Consider the following 16428-nt stretch of genomic DNA (forward strand, 5'->3'; position numbering starts at 1 on the left):
AAAGCATATCGCATTTTATTTGGATTAACTATTGCATCATGATATCTGATTAGTGATACATAGTGTATCGGACATATATTTATAATCGGGGACTAAAAATTTTTGAACGATAACCGTATTACTGATATCATCTATACTAATAATTATGCTCGTTAAAATAGAATCTATAGATAAACCTGGACTTAAGGTAAAAGCTACATTGCTTGATATCGATGAACTAGGTTCAGTTGTTCCAGTTAAAGCACTAAGTCTGAATATTTTGCCTGGAGATGATTCGATTGTTGACCTGCTCAAAGCCTCCTCACATGCTATTATTTTTACCGAAGCCAGTAGCAACGAAGATCATCCGACCGTTATTTCCGCAATAAACCTTACTGATGATGAATTAAATGATGAGAAGGAAAAAATGATTAGAGCAGCAACTGCAGCAGATACAGCAGCTAACCATTTAAACAAAGAAAACTAATAGAATGATTACCAAAAACCTCGTTTTATAATCATGTGAGATTTGAAGATTTTGATTTGTTCCAAAGAGATTTTTTATCCTTAATTCGATTCCAACCTTCCTCTTCAGATTCTATAGCCTGAATTTTAATATCACTAAAATACCTGTCCAATACTGCTTCACGCTCCATTGCCAATGGTGGGGAACAGTGGTCTTCTTCTATCCAAACTGCATTGTCATCATTTTCCAATTTTGCATTTTCTAAACTATATTGCAAGGATTTTCCAAAAGGTATTAAGGTATGAATCATGCCATGGTCCATATCATAACGGAGCTCATAAATATTCTCTTTAGGTTTAGCTCTAACTTCATAATAGGTCATGCTATAATTAAGCAAGCATCGGATAAAAGTGCTGTTAATTCCCTTGTCTGTATTCCTATCCATCTGTGGAAAAATTTATTGATGAATATTTCTGTCGGCTCTTAGGGGGTTTTAACACGTTTGGTTCATGCAAACATATCAGTTTTCTTTAACATTATATTTGCAGTTACTAGATAGGTAATCCATGCAAGTATGGTTGTAGAAATGGAGAGTTGAGAGGAAGTCAAATCTATATATGCAAGCAAAAAATATGTTGAAATGAATTTGATTGTCAAATAGCTAATTTCGGATAAACCAAGTGTAGCAAGGAGCTTTAATACCAATGTTTTCAATTCAGATTTGTTTGATGGTGCCAAATCTCCTTGTTTTGGTTTTAGTAGCAATCTTTTGTTATCTGAGTACAACAAAAATAACAAGAAGGAATTAAAAATAGAGAAATCTGCAACTAGGGAAGTTAAAGAAATTAAGAAATTGTTTGTATGAAAAATAGATGAAGCCGCCATTACAATTACAATGTCACATAATGCTGTAATAATTGCTGAAATAATGATATTTTTGTTAAAGTCAATAATATTTCTGTAATTATGATAAAAGTTTGTGATGAGCCACTTTGTTCTCATCAAACTAATGTTATCAACAGGATATTTAAAAATACCATCGTTTGCTATCATAATTACATTGCAACAAAATGCTAAATTTCTTATAATGTGATTCGATCTGCTGTATATATTGTATATCTCTATACCGTAAAATAGAATTTTTAGTGCTATTACCTTTCTGCTAATCTATTTCCGTAAATGACATTCTTGAATTTTGTCGCTAAATGTAATTGTAAACTCCTTTTTGCTTGACGAACTTAAGGTAGAGAATCTTGACAATGATTAAATATGAAGTTAGTTCTAGAAGAAGAGAATATCTGCTATATCAAATCGAAACATTAAAGAGAAGCAATGACTGGTTTGGATTCGAGAAAGATAACACTCTTAGTAAGAGTTGTTGCTTCTCTTCGTGGTTTTAGTTTTATTCTTGTTTATTTTTTCTAGCCGGTACTCGAACATGATACTTGGATTAATGATTATTGAAGTTACGTGACATTAGACTCTGTTCATTTAACGAAATCTTATAGCTTGAAGACGTCTTATTCCATATGTGTTTACCAGAAATAAAACGCCTTCGGAATACGTCTATCGGGGCCTGTATTTGTATTTTTCAGGCCTATCGCTTAGGAGAACCTCTGAAAGACTATCTTGTTTTATAAAGGGAAACCATGTTACCATTTGGAACTGGATACAAAAATACTATCCTCTAAAGATATCCACAAAAAGTAAAAGATTTCTGAATTCATTTTGGATGAAACCTTGATCAAGGTGGGATGGGAATTTATATGGTTATGGGTTGCAATAAATGCAAAAAGTAAGGAAATTCTCGCACTATCTATCTCTAAGGAAAGAAACATGTTTGTTGCTGAAAGATTCATTGCTGGTTTAGTCAAAGAACATGGAAGACATCCAGTTTCCACTGATGGAGGCACATAATACCCGATGGCTTGTAAGTTTCTAAAACTAAATCACCACCTTCATTCTAATATTGAAAAAAGCCTGATTGAAAGAACTATACAGTATATAAAGGATAGAACCGAATGCTTTGACGATTATTTTTCCTGTCGAGTAAAGAATTGCAAACTAAAATATGTGAGGAACTGGTTAAATCTTTTTATCAACTATCATAACAAGGAGTTAAAATCCGTTAACTGAACACAGCCTGACATTATATTATATCTATTTAAAAGTGATTCTTATCTCAAATTTTGTCCGAGAAAAAATTTAGATAATGGAAATAAAATATTACAAATGTTAGAAAAACTCTCCATTATTTTATCTTTAATTGCAAGTAATTACTAATCAATACTTAATTTGAAATGTTTAGTTATTACGTGATATTATAGTCTTGAATATCATTGAAAATGAGATACCGTATTTGGTAGAAGCAAAAACTTGTGGTTGCAATGAACGAGGAAAAAGTGTTTCTTATCATTTCATTGAGTCCACTCATAGCCTATGCATGAATAAAGTTGAACTAATATCTGCCCAAATTCAAGCTTGCGAAGGACTCTTAAAATATGCCAAAGAAATTGACGAGACCATTTTGTTAAAAGATGAAATTACTCGATTGAGATTGGTACTAGATATGGTACAGTATTTGAAATCAATGTGTAAAGAAAATTTATTTGGATCAATTAGGTTTACTCCTATTTAAGCCCCAATTCATTGAATAGGAATAGATCTAGTAAACAACAGCTGATCCCTAGATATTATGACGGTTAGTTTGCAAGAGAATAGTCGATCGTGTTTTTTGGATAGTGTTTGCATACAAAATCACTAAATATTTGATTTCTTCCAATATAGTAAACTGAATATCCCGTTGGGAAGAATCGATAAAGATGGCTTTCCAAATGTTCCTTTAATATGGCCGGTTTCAACAAAATTCAAACAAGCTTACATGATCATATCAAGACTCGAAAGATTTTTAAAAAATGATAAAGTCGGCAGGTTTATTTTTTTTAGATAGTTATAGTATTCTAAATACGGCTGTTATGGGTAATGAGGAGGTAAGCACCATAGATATTATTGATTAAAACGTTATCATTGTCGAGGCCATTGAGACGAGATATTTGTGTGATCTCGGCAATCTAACATCCTGCACTATTCTGAAGTTTGTCAAGACTGAAGACTTGCATATTGAAAATTGTACTTGATTACTATTTTACTTGGGAAGACTGTAAAATAGATGGTTACCTTATCTCAGGATACAATAATCGTAACCATTTGAAATGGAACATTTAGGGATAGGAATTGATCATGAGACTAGAAGTATCATGATATTTGCATCGACTTTCAAGAACCTGGATAGTAAGAACAAGTATGATAGAATATTTAACCAGATTTTGAACTATTTGGAGGTGTTCTGATAAAAAGATCGATTTTTATTTATATCATTGAAATCCTTATCAGTAAATGATGTCTGACATACGGTGCAGGATTATTTCAGAACCTCATGATCATAAAGCAGTTTTTAGACAAACGTCTGTAAAATCTCCTTATTTTGATGGGGATGATTATGAAGATGTACCGTCGTCTAAAATTTCATATCTTTGTGGAGATTGTGGTTTTATTCTTGCAAAAAATATTCATTCGGATCAAATATCCCAGCTTTTGAAAAGCGATCAAAAGGGATTGAGCATTGTTTTGCAATGTCCTCAATGTGAAAAATTTAACGAGTTAAGCACTAATCAATCCAAGAGTTAACCTGAATATTGTTTGTAACAGAGTGTTATTGAAAGATTTGTGTATTTGTCCTCAGGGAGTAAATGGGACATATAAATAATAATACCTATTTTTTGGTATAATACTATAGATATCTTTAATACCCTTATTATTGAAGTGAAGTTGGAAAGGAAAGATAAGGTAAGATTGTCTGGAAAATCCCAACTAATTGAAAAAGATCATCAGTTATCGACTCTTGATTTAGGTACTATGGAATTTATGAAATGGTTAATGGCAGAAAATAGCTCGTCTCGGGATTGCTTAATAATTGTAAAGGATTTCTTTGAAAATAAATACGTGATTTTATACGATAAATGTATTAGTCAATCTGTAATTGTAGGTTATAGAGAGAGCATGCCTTGGTGTATGACCTGCGACACCGATGACTGTGGGCATGTTGGATTTGCAATATGTTTAAAACAGCATTGTGACAGAAACGACCAACTTATCTATTAGAGCTGTCTATTTAGTATTCTAATTACAATTCTAATAAAAACAGGTTTTGTCATTCCCTTTGTTTTAGTAGCCTAGTTCGGGTCTAGGAGCTGTTATCAATATTCTTTTGATCTTTTCTTAGTCTTTCTGTGAATTTCCATCCATATTTTATGACATAGGGTGAAATAAACGTAGTAATTATTGTCATCGTACCTATCATAGGCAATATAAAAGCGCTGGCTGCACCTACATCTATACCTCCCTTTGCTACTACAAGAGCTATTTCACCACCGGAAGATGATAACCCTACTGCTGTGCGGGCCGAAGTCATATTGCTTATCTTCTGAAGCCTGGACGATAAATAAACTGTCAAGAATTTTGCACCTATTGAAACTCCAATTAATATCAAAGCAGGTACAATGAACATAGGAATGAGCTTAAAGTCCATCAACGCTCCAACGGATACGAAGAACAATGCTGCAAAAATATCTTTAACTGGTGTGGCCAAAACGCTTGTTACCGCATGCGATCTTGATTCTGCAATCAAAACTCCTGCAAAAAAGGCGCCAGCTGCCACTGAGATGCCTAGCTGAAAAGATATGAAAGCAAATCCAAAGGCAACACCTACTGCAGCAACAATCAAAACATCATGCTGATTTGTTCTTGCAACAACATCTATTAGCTTTGGCACAATTTTTGAACCTACTATTAACACACCAGCTATGAATCCTATGGTAATTACAATTGAAATTACTATTTCGTTGATTGAAATGTCACCACTTACTCCAGAGGATTGGAATATTGCCAATAGCGATATTATTAAAATGTCTTCTATGATAGCCGTTCCAAGGATCAATGTTGCAGATTCCTCTTTCATCATGTTTAGTTCTCCTAAAACTCTCATGACAATAACGGTGCTTGTTACTGATATTGCGAGGGCTATGAATAAACTATCGTAAAATCCAAGTCCTAGTGTCTGTGCCGTAAAGAATCCTATGGCCAGAGTTCCAAACGCCTCACTTGAGGCAATTATCATTGCTTTTCTTCCTATTTTTCTCAATTTCTGAATTGGAAATTCCATTCCAACAGTAAACAACAATAGAATCACTCCCATCTCTGCAAACAAATTAAGAACGTCCGAATTATGGATGAGACTGAAAGGGGGGGTATGCGGTCCAATTATTATCCCTGCAACAATAAACCCGATCACTATTGGTTGTTTCAATCTATAAAATATCAGGGTCATAATAGAGGCGATTATCATTATAACTGCAAAATCTTGCAAAATCTGCTCAATTGGTACTTCCACAAGAAAAATAGGTTTGCACGTTATTTATATTCTGGCCTCATTTCCACTATTCAATAATATAGACATAAAATGTAACACTTATCGAAATATTGTTTCGTATATACTTTACCATAATAAAGTTCATTTGAACTTATTATTTCTTTAGCAGCTAAGACGCTCATTTATTTCATTGAACTTTTATAACCTATGTCATACTTTTGACTAATTACAATGACTTTTAATTACTCATTGTGATGCAATTATGCATTGCATAAAAATCTAAAGCGGTTGGAATAACCAGAAATAGATTTCAATCTGTCCGTATATTGACTTTGAAAGAAAAGAAGCGGCACAGAATCATCGCTCTATTCATGCATCGGTAATAGTAATGTACTTGAATCCACCATAAATTGAAGTTATTGGCCCTTTCAGCATAATTTGAGATCCAATTATTATTATTATTATTACTATTATAGTACTACTGCATATCTACCCTACTAATTTTCTGATAAAACCTCTGCATGTTCTGAGAACGCTGAGATGGCGACAGACCAAAATATCAAAATTGTACTACATCAAATGATTTTTTTTATCATGCATAACATTAATTCCTCTAATTAATTGCTAGAAACTATCCATGATAAATACAAAATCCTTTCATTTATCAATTTCGGATCTTCTACATATCTAATCTTTTCAGAGGACTGTATCTGATTAAGGATTGATCACTATTTCTTAGGGTGTATTATGGTAACGAGTTCTACCAAAAAGGCCCTTGCCTCCAATCAATACCTATAGCAAATTCTCTTAAACTTTCGCAATAATTCATCCGATCACTATTCTTTCCAATTACTTGCCTATCAATTAGTAAACATGATCTTAGACTCTCGCTAATATGGAAAATTCATATTGCATACTAACTTATTCTAACTGTTGGTTCGCCACATATTCCTCAATCAACTGTTTACAGTTATGATATAGAAGTTGATTGCAGCTTATTTTCAAGCTTTCCCTCTAACAAATACAATCCTTTGTCGATAAAGTCTTTGGTGATCATAGTTGGTGACTCTATTCTCAGTTCTTTTGGAAGTAAATTGTTGATTCGAATAAATAGTTTAATTTTAGCATCCGTATTTTCCTCATAGATGCATTTTTTGATCATCATTTTTATCTTTCTAACATTAATCATGATATATTAATATCATCAATGTTTATATTCATATCCATTGCCATTATATCGTTAAAAAAATTCAATATGTTTTGATATTAATTATTTAAATTGTTTTCCATTATTATGATATTTATTGAAGCCAAATGAATGCTCGTCTTTAGAGGAAATCAGACAAAACATTGACCTGATAGATCGGGAAATTGTTTCTCTTTTGATAAAAAGGGGAAGATATGTTATGCAGGCGGCAAAATTCAAAAATAATATCACAAAAATCGAAGATCAAGTGCGAATTAACAATATTATCACAAAAGTTACGGCTTATTCCAAGGAAATGAATTTTGATTCGAGTGTTATAGAACAAATCTATAGGTTCCTGATTAAGGTCTATATCCAATTAGAAAAGGAAACTTTCATAAATTCCAAATAGGTGTTCTAGCTTTTTGCACAAATCAATTCTAAATCCATGATGGATCTTATTCTATCCAAAGCTGATCATCTTGACAGTCTGCCAACTCGATGTCTGGTCTCGTCCGTATTATTCGATAATCTATAATAACAATTTGATTCATCATGCCTGTTAATACCTTCCTATCATTGGAGGATTCTAACTTGATTTGAATGAGTGCCGTTTTCTACTATTGACAAAATACAAATATTAAGTCACTTTAAGATATTATTGGAACTAGATGGTCAATGAGAGTATCCGATAGGATTAGTCGCGTCGAATATGCAATCAGAGACGTGATGCTTCATGCAAGGGAATATCAAAAGACGGGGCGAGAAATAATGTACCTAAATATAGGCGACCCTGTAGCGTTTGATTTCAAAACCCCTGATCATATCAAAAGGGCTTTGTCTGATGCACTAGTTAACAATAATGATTATTATACTGATTCTGAAGGTTGGATGGAACTAAGAAAATCCATTGTAGGCAAAGAAAAAGGGAAGAAAGGGCTGGAGCTAACTCCAGATGATGTGCTAGTAACAAATGGAGTATCTGAGGGGTTAGATATGGTTATGGGTTCTATTGTAGAAGACGGCGATCAAGTTCTATTGCCTGGTCCTTACTATCCTCCATATTCCTCTTATGCAAAATTTTATGGTGGTAGTATCGCTGAATTCGGAATCCATGCTGATGGTACTCCGAATTTGGATGATATAAGAAAAAAAATTACTCCCAAGTCCAAGGCCATATGCATCATAAACCCTAATAATCCGACAGGCGAGGTTTTTGACTCCAAAAGTTTAAGATCGATAGTTGATATTGCTGCTGAAAACGATTTGTATATCATTTGCGACGAGATATATGACGAAATTGTTTTTGACGAAAAATTTGATGGGATAGGAGCTGTAGCAAAAGACACACCAGTTGTACTTCTTAATGGCTTCTCAAAGACTTATCTAATGACGGGATTAAGATGTGGATATGTTTGCATGAATAGTAATTCAAGGCAGCTAGATCCATTAAGACAGAATATTTTTAAGCTTGCACGAGTCAGGATTGCCTCCAACTTCCCCGTTCAAATAGCTGCTAATGCTGCATTGCATGGACCTCAAGATCACTTACCGAAGATGGTGCAAAAGTTGAAGAATAGGAGAGATTTGGTCTATAGCCGCCTAAATGAAATTGAAGGATTGGAATGCACAAAACCCAAGGGTGCATTTTACATGTTTCCAAGAATAGATCTCAAAAATAAGTGGAACAATGATTTGGAATTTGTAATCGAACTGTTGAATTCAACCGGGGTATTAACAGTTCACGGATCAGGGTTTGGTAGCATGGGAACAGGACATTTCAGAATAGTTTACCTTCCACAAGAAGCGATCTTAAATAAATCAATGGATAAGATCGAAAAATTTATCAAGGACAAACATTAATTGACACTCAGATTACTACTACTGCCGCTGCCCCCGCTCGACTATCTAGGGAAAGTATCCTGCCTTTTTCTCTTTCCAAAATAAATCAATATCAGGCCAATTCCATACATCACTACCGCAAACTTTTCGTTTGTTATCTCTGGATTTAAAAAATTATCTATAAAAAAATCTGCCCCAAATTCAGTCGAAATCAAAATAAGGTTTCTAATTAATATAATAGTTGCCATCACTATGAATAATATTCCAAGTGGGAACATCCACTCCTTACGTCTATCTCTCTCCTTATCTCTAATCCTTTTATCTATCTTGTCAAAATCCATTTTAAGAGTGATCTTTACACTAGTTTGATACCAGGATGTTTTAATTTGTTTTGTTTGGATGCATTGAGAATCATAGGTGTCATGACTTCGGCTTGATATGATAATGACAAAGGACCCAAGTATACCGATCTAAGTCCGTCTATTTCTGAAATCAAACTATTAAGAGTTTGTAGTGACTCCTTGTTGTCAGTACAAATAAACGTATCTGCATTCAATGAGGATTCAATGTTTTTTAGTTTTACTTCAGAAATTGTATGAAATGCCGATACAACTTTATTGCTATTGGGAAGATTTTCGCCAACTAAGGCGCCAGCGGATTTATTTTCTTCGACAAAAGGAATATAGTAAAATCCGTCTTGATTTTTACCCATAGGGACTATAGGGGAAACGACGATGCAATCTGAATTAATGACAGTCTCAATGTCCTTACAAGTGCTTTGGATATTCTCATAAGGAATAGAAAGGATTAATATTTCACTTTTCTTTGCGACCGATAGGTTATCATCGCCTGAAATACTACCAGTTATTTTTTCTGACAAAGGTGTATTTTTGATTGCATTCATATGATTTTCTGCCACACTCTGGGCTCTCTGCTTATCTCTAGAACCCAAAATGATGTCATGATTAATACACCATCTGAGGGCAAAACCCTCGCCCATGCCGCCTGTTCCTCCAATGATTCCGATTTTCATTCTAATGTGTTTACTATTCTGCCCTAATATATTAAAGCACGGGTAACTCAACATGATGATTGACAATTGAATAAAAAGCTTAACGATCATAAAAACAACAACAACAACAACAAATGAGTTATCAAGTACAGCATGTCTTATTATTTTTAACCTTCTTTTATCTCTGAAACCAAGAGCAAAGAATATTCACTAAAATAAATGGAGCAGGATGAGCTAGCTCAAACCCTGATAAACTTGAAGAGTCGATATCCTTCTAAATAACATTCTTTGATTTAGGTGCGATATGGATATGCTATTGTCAAAGATATTTATCCTCCCCGGTGCATAGGTGATCTTGTTCTGACCCAAAACATTTTGATTTGAAACAGTAACACAAATTTTGAGGTTTTGTGTATTTTCCTATTGACTGAATACTTTGCAAGCAAAGTGCTTAAGATATGAAAAATTCCGTACAATCATATTTTATCCTCAATATGGGTCTGTACATTCATATCGAAATCGAGCGAGAATATGAAAAGAAAGTGTAACTGACCTACTTTAAAAGACACATTTTTTAGTCCTTTTTCATAAAATTTGATCATGCATTAGGGTTGGCCTTGACATACCAAATTAAAGTAATGCATGAATAGTTTAATATTGAAATAATTTTATCATACTCTTACTATAGCATGTCGCTTCTTATTTTTATGAGACACGGTCAGGCATACAACAATGTCAAACGGCTACTCGTTGGAAGAAATCTTGAATCTCATTTGACCGATCTTGGTAGAGAGCAAGTGAGTCAAAGCAGTGAATTGTTGAAATCCATTCCCATTGATAAAATTTACTCTAGTCCTGTGATTAGAACAGTCGAAACAGCTGAAATTGCCTCAAAAACCTTGGGTTTGAAATTTGAATTAGATGAAAGATTGTTCGAGATTGAGTTAGGAAAGCTAGTAGGATTGTACTACGATGACGTAATTTCTGCACATGGTGATCTATTCGCAAAATTTTATTCTGATAATGATAATGAAAACTCACTGCTTGAGTTTGAAGTAGAATCCTTTGGGTCAGTTAGGGAAAGAATTCGTCATTTAATTCAGGAAATGGTCAAAAAACATAAGAATCAAAATATTCTGTTTATTTCTCATTTGGATCCAATAAAGGCTGCAATATCTCTAGCTATGAATATAAAACCCTCCTCAGTCTATAGTGTTCAGGTTCCTAACGCATCCATTAGCGTATTAAAAAGTTATGATGATCTCTTAACGTTATGCGGACTAAATATACTAACAATGAAACGCTTTCTAACAGAGTTTTAAACTTAAGTTAATTCTGAAGTGAATATAGGAGATAACTTCTAGAGCTTCTAGATTATAAATTGTCGCAAAAATCATCAACAAAAACCTTAAATGACAGAAAGATTCACCAATCCAAAGAGAGTGGAGAATAAGATTATGGCTTTTTCCTCTGTTAATAAAATGTTGTTGATTTTCATTTTTAGTTCTATGGCTGTCATAGGTATTCAAAGCATAATTGAAATAGCATATGCTGCAGAAGGAGGTGAAACTGTAATACGCCGAGTAGAGATTTGGGGTCTATTTTATAGGATGATGGTCGCAGCATTCATTGTAGGAGCCGTTGTACAGGGTCTGAATGTGTATATATCGTGGCGATTTAGGGAATCACACCCTCGATTTAAAAATATAGATAATTCTGGAGGCAAGGCATAGTGGGTCACAGCACTCCAGAGTGGGTATATATAGGTGCTGTCACTGCTATTTTGATTTGGGTTGGTGCCGAATCTTGGAATATTGAGCATACATTAGAGTATGCTCCTCCTAATTCTGAAACAGTTCGAGTGGTAGGACAGCAGTGGTTCTGGTCATTTCAGCATGCTGATGGTACACAGGAAATAAATGAACTTCATGTGAAGGAAGGTATACCTTATCGTTTTGAAATAGTCTCATCTGATGTAGTCCATAGTTTTAATATTCCTGATTTTGCAATGCTTATGGATGCAGTACCAGGCAGAGTTAATACAATGTGGAATATTTTTGATGAACCTGGCGAATATCTGATTGAATGTAGGGAGTATTGCGGTATGCTTCATCAAGACATGAGGGCGAGGTTGTTTGTAGAACCAAATACTGATAATACAACAGCCTCACAACCTGAATCAGAACCAACAATATCTCAGGGTACGGGCACTGCTACGGTGGTTGCACCAGGCGGTGGTGAAGTAGGCTCTACAGGGACAGGAACCATGAGAGTAGTTGAGCCTGGAAATATAACTGCATCAAATGAAAGTGGTGCTAGTGATAACACTTCTAGTACAGCTTCCGATTCAGGTGACAACGCCACTACAGGTTCCACAAATGGAACTTCGACTACATCAGCAGCAGGTGTAACCTTATCTATACCTGCAGGGGCAGCTACTCCTGGAAATCCCGCCTATTCTCCTGATACACTGACGGTTACGAAGGGCGAGATAATTGCAGTGTCAAACGATGATACTGCTCCTCATACTGTTACTAGTGGGGCTTCTCCAGGAGATGCTGATGCTGGCCAACTATTTGATACAAGCATTATCATGCCTGCCGGCAAAGCCGAGATTGATACCTCAACAATAGACGCTGGAGAACACCCATTCCACTGTACAGTTCATCCGTTTATGACAGGAACAATGACTGTACAATAGATTCTCTCTCATTTTTAGTTGGCAATAGTATAAATTTTATAATAAAGTAAGTTTTTCTTTTAGAAATTTCTTTATATCAATACTTTTTTTATATTTTTGCAACTTTTTTTACAGAACGGAATCCAAATACTTTTATAGACATATTTCGATTTTATGATTGTAGGGGTGTTTATTGTAACAAAATGGTTCTAGAATTAAAAAAACCTCGTCCCATATGGGAGATTATATTTTCAACCCACCATACTGATATCGGGCTACTATATATCATAGCTTCGATGGTGGCACTGTTTGCTGGTGGTGCCTTAGCGATGGCGATCAGGGCTGAATTGTTTTTGCCTGGTGTGCAGATCTTCGAAGGCCAAGCAGACTTTTCGAGATTCTTTACAGTCCATGGGACAACGTTATTGTTTTTGTGGCTTATTCCATTTGCAGCAGGAGCTGGCAATTATCTTATTCCAATTATGGTTAGGTACAAAGATATGGCTTGGCCGAAGCTCAATGCTGTTGCATTTTGGATGATTCCACCTTGTATGTTCTTAATTTGGGGAGGATTTTCAGATACTACTTGGAATGCATATCCACCATATTCTATTTTAAAAGCACCGGGTCCAGCCGCTGATATGTGGATAGTCGGATTAAAGTTGCTTGGATTATCGTCAGTATTAGGAGCTATTAACTTCACTGTTACAATATTGAAAATGAAGCATCCCGATTTGCCTTTGATGAAAATGTCATTGTTCAGTTGGGCAACATTGGTTACATCTCTAATGATTATTGTAGCTATTCCCACATTCGCAGCATCTTTGGTTATGCTGTATACGGACAGACTGGGAGTAACCGGATTCTTTAATCCTGAAATGGGTGGAGATCCTATTGCCTATCAGCACTTGTTCTGGTTTACATTCCATCCAGAGGTTTACATCTTCGTCCTTCCGGGTATTGGTATGATGTATGAAATGATACCTACATTCTCCAGGAAACCCTTATTCAGCTATTACTCTGGAGTTGTAGCGTTGATAGTAATAGCGGTAATTGGCTTTGGTTCTTGGGCACATCACATGTTCGCAGTCGGTATGAGCTTTACAGAAAAGACGGTGTTCATGGTAGGAACCTTAGCTGCCGTGCCATCTTCTGCCATGCACGTGTTTAACTTCTTGGCGACTATGTGGGGTGGGCGAATCAAATTCGCGGCGCCCATGTTGTTCAGTGTCGGAGGTATTCTACTATTCTTCTCAGCAGGAGCTGGAGGTGTGGTAAATACAGCTATGCCATTGGACTTTTTGACTCACGATAGTTATTGGGTCGTCGGTCACATGCACCTGTTTATCATGGGAACTATAACTTTGGCGTTCGTTGGATTTATCTACTATTTGTTCCCGCTGATAACTGGCCGTATGTATGATCAACGGCTGGCGAAGATCCACTTTGTGCTAACGTTTGTGGGTATTGCAGTAATATTTGGTGTGCAGCACATACTGGGTTTGTATGGAATGCCTAGAAGAGTAGTGGACTATCTCCCTATACCCGAGCTTATTATCATGAACCAGATTGCCAGTTTCGGAGGATGGGCTATAGGTGCATCGTTTATACTGTTCTTGTATAACATGATAAAATCTGCAATGTTTGGCAAACCAGTTGATCCAAAAGATCCATTTGAATTAGGACATGGAGTTGAATATTACTATGACTACGCCCGACGAGAACCCCATCATTAGAACATCGCCCGCGCGATTTATGAAGGGATTGGTAATTATTATCATCCCTCTCATAGTCCTAGGCTACATCACAGTCTTTCATTGGGATGACACTGCAAGTGTTCCTCCGCCTGTATCGGCTCCTCCGCCTGCGCCGGCTGCACCTGATTCGACAGGCGCCGAATCCTCAACATCTGCAAATGCACCAGCTCCAGCTGCAGCGTCGGCTACGGCGATATCAATTCCTGCTGGGGCTGCGACTCAGGGCAATCCATCCTATACTCCAGACTCGATCACTGTGTCCAAAGGGGATGTAATTACCGTTTCCAATGAGGATACAGTTCCTCATACAGTAACTAGTGGCTCAGGACCACAAGATCCAAATTCAGCAAAGCTATTCGATACCAGTATCATTATGGCTGCTGAATCTGGAGAGGTTGACACAGCCACTTTGGAAGCAGGAGAGTATCAATACTATTGTACTGTACACCCGTTCATGACAGGTTTGATTACGGTCCAATAACTCCCTTTTTTTTAAATATAAAGGAAGACCGAAACATCACATATTAAGCAATTTCAAATGAATTATGATAAATTTCTTCAAATTTTTTCAATAGGTACGTTATGTGTTTTATTTAGTCTAATGACACTTGGTGGTTATGTGAGTTCTACAGGCGTGGGTCTGTCTTGTCCTCAATGGCCTTTGTGTCCTCAGGGATTGATTCCTTCTTATGAATTTTTGATAGAATATATTCATCGAACAATCGCTGCTACCACTGGTCTTTTGGTATTCTTAACCATGGTATTTGTTTTGAGAGGAAGACACTCCACCAAGCCAACCAAGTTATTTTCAATAATAGCTGCTGCCGCTGTGGTTGGACAGATAACATTAGGCGCTATTGTTATCAATGAGAAATTACATGCAGATCTGGTTACCGCGCATTTGGGTTTAGGATTAATCTTATACAGTAGTATGATATTTGTTGTAATCAATATCTTTTATACGAATGTAAATCTCAAATCCTTACAACCATCAAATTTGTCATCTCAGGATAGTGACTCTAGAGTTAGTTTTTCCAACAAATAGGAAATCTATACACAATAATAATAGTATTTTATGGGATTCAGATAGACACAAGGTGAATAGCGAATAAAATCATCAATTTTTCTATATGTCATTTTGATTTCACTTTTCCTTTCTCTTCACTCCATGCATTTAATAACTTCTAAACCAGCTGGAGGTCATTTTAATCACCTTTCATACTATAATAGTGAAAGCATGGGGATTGGTAACAAATATTTTATTGATCAGGAGTTGAATCCCGAATACGCCAAATCAAATGAGCAGACAAATATCATGTTCAGCATTCAAGATAAAAACGGCAATGATGTTTCTAATGTCAATGTGATGGTTGAGATTTATACAGCCGCAGGAGAACTATTGTATGATTTTCCATGGACTAATCTTGCAATTGGTGACTTTGAGATTCCATATACGTTCGAAAAAAATGGTAACTATCAAGTTGTATTGAGTATACTTAATGAAGGAGTAGCTAGACCACATGCATCTGATACCACACCTCCAACAAGGACCATTCTTACAGACAATGCAAATTGCAACTGTGAACGGGCGGTATTTAATATTGCCATCTCTGAGACCTATGGATTAATCTTTACTCTTACTATTTATGGGATAGTGATTAGTGCAATCTTAGTATTGGGGATTATCGGGGTCTGGGTGTTACGGAAAAGGAGAAGGAATAAAAAGTCTCGATTCTAGGTAATTTCTTAATATCTCTTTATTCGCCGATTCTGTAATGGATAGAGGACTTGAGTCCAATAGTCTTAATATTATCTTACAGATGATCAACACCGAGTGCTAGAATTTTTGGCTACAACTACCGCAATTTTTAAGATATCGATGAGCCTGTTCAACTAACTGATTAGTATATTTTATTTTACTAATGGACTATATGTAAAATGAATAAGTATCATTAGAACTATTAATATTGATGTAGCGCCATTTTCTTATTGTTATGAACAAATTGAAGAAAATTTCTTTAATTTTTAGCTTTATAACCTTGACAATTGCAGTAATTGCATTAGTTACACTAAATGCT

21 protein-coding genes are annotated in these 16428 nt (G+C 35.5%); 15 read left to right on the forward strand and 6 right to left on the reverse strand.

What is annotated here, in order from left to right; all coding sequences use genetic code 11:
- Nucleotides 1–145: 145 nt before the first annotated feature.
- On the forward strand, nt 146–466 hold the full coding sequence (locus ACMT7R_RS12145) for a hypothetical protein (RefSeq protein WP_415312222.1): 321 nt from the start codon (nt 146–148) through the stop codon (nt 464–466).
- A gap of 31 nt (nt 467–497) precedes the next feature.
- Here the strand turns inward: ACMT7R_RS12145 and ACMT7R_RS12150 are convergent, their stop codons facing one another.
- Together ACMT7R_RS12150 and ACMT7R_RS12155 are read right to left on the reverse strand one after the other, a co-directional pair.
- Nucleotides 498–890 (reverse strand): hypothetical protein, encoded by a 393-nt coding sequence (locus ACMT7R_RS12150; RefSeq protein WP_415312223.1) that lies wholly within the window; start codon nt 888–890, stop codon nt 498–500.
- 62 nt (nt 891–952) lie between these two features.
- The gene (locus ACMT7R_RS12155) at nt 953–1498 is read right to left on the reverse strand and encodes a hypothetical protein (RefSeq protein WP_415312224.1); all 546 of its coding nucleotides are present in this window, start codon (nt 1496–1498) and stop codon (nt 953–955) included.
- Nucleotides 1499–1698: 200 nt separating this feature from the next.
- On the opposite strand from ACMT7R_RS12155, the gene ACMT7R_RS12160 reads away from it, so the two are divergent.
- The 5 genes from ACMT7R_RS12160 to ACMT7R_RS12180 all read left to right on the forward strand — a co-directional run bounded on the left by ACMT7R_RS12160 (nt 1699) and on the right by ACMT7R_RS12180 (nt 4606).
- The gene (locus tag ACMT7R_RS12160; protein WP_415312225.1) at nt 1699–1845 is read left to right on the forward strand and encodes a hypothetical protein; all 147 of its coding nucleotides are present in this window, start codon (nt 1699–1701) and stop codon (nt 1843–1845) included.
- A 328-nt stretch (nt 1846–2173) separates the two neighbouring features.
- Nucleotides 2174–2362, forward strand: a complete 189-nt coding sequence (locus tag ACMT7R_RS12165; protein WP_415312226.1) for a DDE-type integrase/transposase/recombinase — start codon at nt 2174–2176, stop codon at nt 2360–2362.
- A gap of 412 nt (nt 2363–2774) precedes the next feature.
- Nucleotides 2775–3083, forward strand: coding sequence for a hypothetical protein (locus ACMT7R_RS12170; protein WP_415312227.1), 309 nt, complete (start codon nt 2775–2777; stop codon nt 3081–3083).
- Nucleotides 3084–3841: 758 nt separating this feature from the next.
- Entirely contained in the window at nt 3842–4132 is a 291-nt protein-coding gene (locus ACMT7R_RS12175) for a hypothetical protein (protein WP_415312228.1), read from the forward strand.
- A 141-nt stretch (nt 4133–4273) separates the two neighbouring features.
- Entirely contained in the window at nt 4274–4606 is a 333-nt protein-coding gene (locus ACMT7R_RS12180) for a hypothetical protein (RefSeq protein ID WP_415312229.1), read from the forward strand.
- A gap of 82 nt (nt 4607–4688) precedes the next feature.
- Here ACMT7R_RS12180 and ACMT7R_RS12185 read toward each other — a convergent pair whose 3' ends face one another.
- Together ACMT7R_RS12185 and ACMT7R_RS12190 are read right to left on the reverse strand one after the other, a co-directional pair.
- Nucleotides 4689–5894, reverse strand: a complete 1206-nt coding sequence (locus tag ACMT7R_RS12185) for a cation:proton antiporter (protein ID WP_415312230.1) — start codon at nt 5892–5894, stop codon at nt 4689–4691.
- Between the two features lie 949 nt (nt 5895–6843).
- Nucleotides 6844–7062 carry a hypothetical protein gene (locus ACMT7R_RS12190; RefSeq protein ID WP_415312231.1) on the reverse strand — a complete coding sequence of 73 codons (219 nt, stop codon included), beginning with the start codon at nt 7060–7062 and terminating at the stop codon, nt 6844–6846.
- Nucleotides 7063–7177: 115 nt separating this feature from the next.
- Here ACMT7R_RS12190 and ACMT7R_RS12195 point away from each other — a divergent pair, with 115 nt between their 5' ends.
- Both ACMT7R_RS12195 and ACMT7R_RS12200 read left to right on the forward strand, forming a co-directional pair.
- Nucleotides 7178–7471: a chorismate mutase gene (locus ACMT7R_RS12195; protein ID WP_415312232.1), complete on the forward strand. Its 294-nt coding sequence runs from the start codon at nt 7178–7180 to the stop codon at nt 7469–7471.
- Nucleotides 7472–7737: 266 nt separating this feature from the next.
- Entirely contained in the window at nt 7738–8922 is a 1185-nt protein-coding gene (locus ACMT7R_RS12200; protein WP_415312233.1) for an aminotransferase class I/II-fold pyridoxal phosphate-dependent enzyme, read from the forward strand.
- A 41-nt stretch (nt 8923–8963) separates the two neighbouring features.
- On the opposite strand, the gene ACMT7R_RS12205 is transcribed toward ACMT7R_RS12200, so the two are convergent.
- Both ACMT7R_RS12205 and npdG read right to left on the reverse strand, forming a co-directional pair.
- Nucleotides 8964–9242, reverse strand: a complete 279-nt coding sequence (locus tag ACMT7R_RS12205) for a hypothetical protein (protein WP_415312234.1) — start codon at nt 9240–9242, stop codon at nt 8964–8966.
- Between the two features lie 14 nt (nt 9243–9256).
- Nucleotides 9257–9934, reverse strand: a complete 678-nt coding sequence (gene npdG / locus ACMT7R_RS12210; RefSeq protein ID WP_415312235.1) for an NADPH-dependent F420 reductase — start codon at nt 9932–9934, stop codon at nt 9257–9259.
- Between the two features lie 668 nt (nt 9935–10602).
- Here npdG and ACMT7R_RS12215 point away from each other — a divergent pair.
- The 7 genes from ACMT7R_RS12215 to ACMT7R_RS12245 all read left to right on the forward strand — a co-directional run bounded on the left by ACMT7R_RS12215 (nt 10603) and on the right by ACMT7R_RS12245 (nt 16088).
- Nucleotides 10603–11235, forward strand: a complete 633-nt coding sequence (locus ACMT7R_RS12215) for a histidine phosphatase family protein (protein ID WP_415312236.1) — start codon at nt 10603–10605, stop codon at nt 11233–11235.
- 90 nt (nt 11236–11325) lie between these two features.
- Nucleotides 11326–11646 carry a hypothetical protein gene (locus ACMT7R_RS12220; protein WP_415312237.1) on the forward strand — a complete coding sequence of 107 codons (321 nt, stop codon included), beginning with the start codon at nt 11326–11328 and terminating at the stop codon, nt 11644–11646.
- Nucleotides 11646–12614, forward strand: a complete 969-nt coding sequence (locus ACMT7R_RS12225; protein WP_415312238.1) for a cupredoxin domain-containing protein — start codon at nt 11646–11648, stop codon at nt 12612–12614. The genes ACMT7R_RS12220 and ACMT7R_RS12225 overlap by 1 nt, the downstream gene beginning before the upstream one ends.
- Before the next feature lie 182 nt (nt 12615–12796).
- The gene (locus ACMT7R_RS12230) at nt 12797–14329 is read left to right on the forward strand and encodes a cytochrome c oxidase subunit I (protein ID WP_415312239.1); all 1533 of its coding nucleotides are present in this window, start codon (nt 12797–12799) and stop codon (nt 14327–14329) included.
- Nucleotides 14298–14831: a plastocyanin/azurin family copper-binding protein gene (locus ACMT7R_RS12235; protein WP_415312240.1), complete on the forward strand. Its 534-nt coding sequence runs from the start codon at nt 14298–14300 to the stop codon at nt 14829–14831. Before ACMT7R_RS12230 ends, ACMT7R_RS12235 begins: the two co-directional genes overlap by 32 nt.
- Before the next feature lie 120 nt (nt 14832–14951).
- On the forward strand, nt 14952–15395 hold the full coding sequence (locus ACMT7R_RS12240) for a COX15/CtaA family protein (protein WP_415312241.1): 444 nt from the start codon (nt 14952–14954) through the stop codon (nt 15393–15395).
- Between the two features lie 123 nt (nt 15396–15518).
- Nucleotides 15519–16088 carry a hypothetical protein gene (locus tag ACMT7R_RS12245; protein WP_415312242.1) on the forward strand — a complete coding sequence of 190 codons (570 nt, stop codon included), beginning with the start codon at nt 15519–15521 and terminating at the stop codon, nt 16086–16088.
- Nucleotides 16089–16428 lie beyond the last annotated feature (340 nt).

This window comes from Candidatus Nitrosocosmicus sp. FF01 (genome assembly GCF_047711275.1).
Taxonomy (GTDB): Archaea; Thermoproteota; Nitrososphaeria; order Nitrososphaerales; family Nitrososphaeraceae; genus Nitrosocosmicus.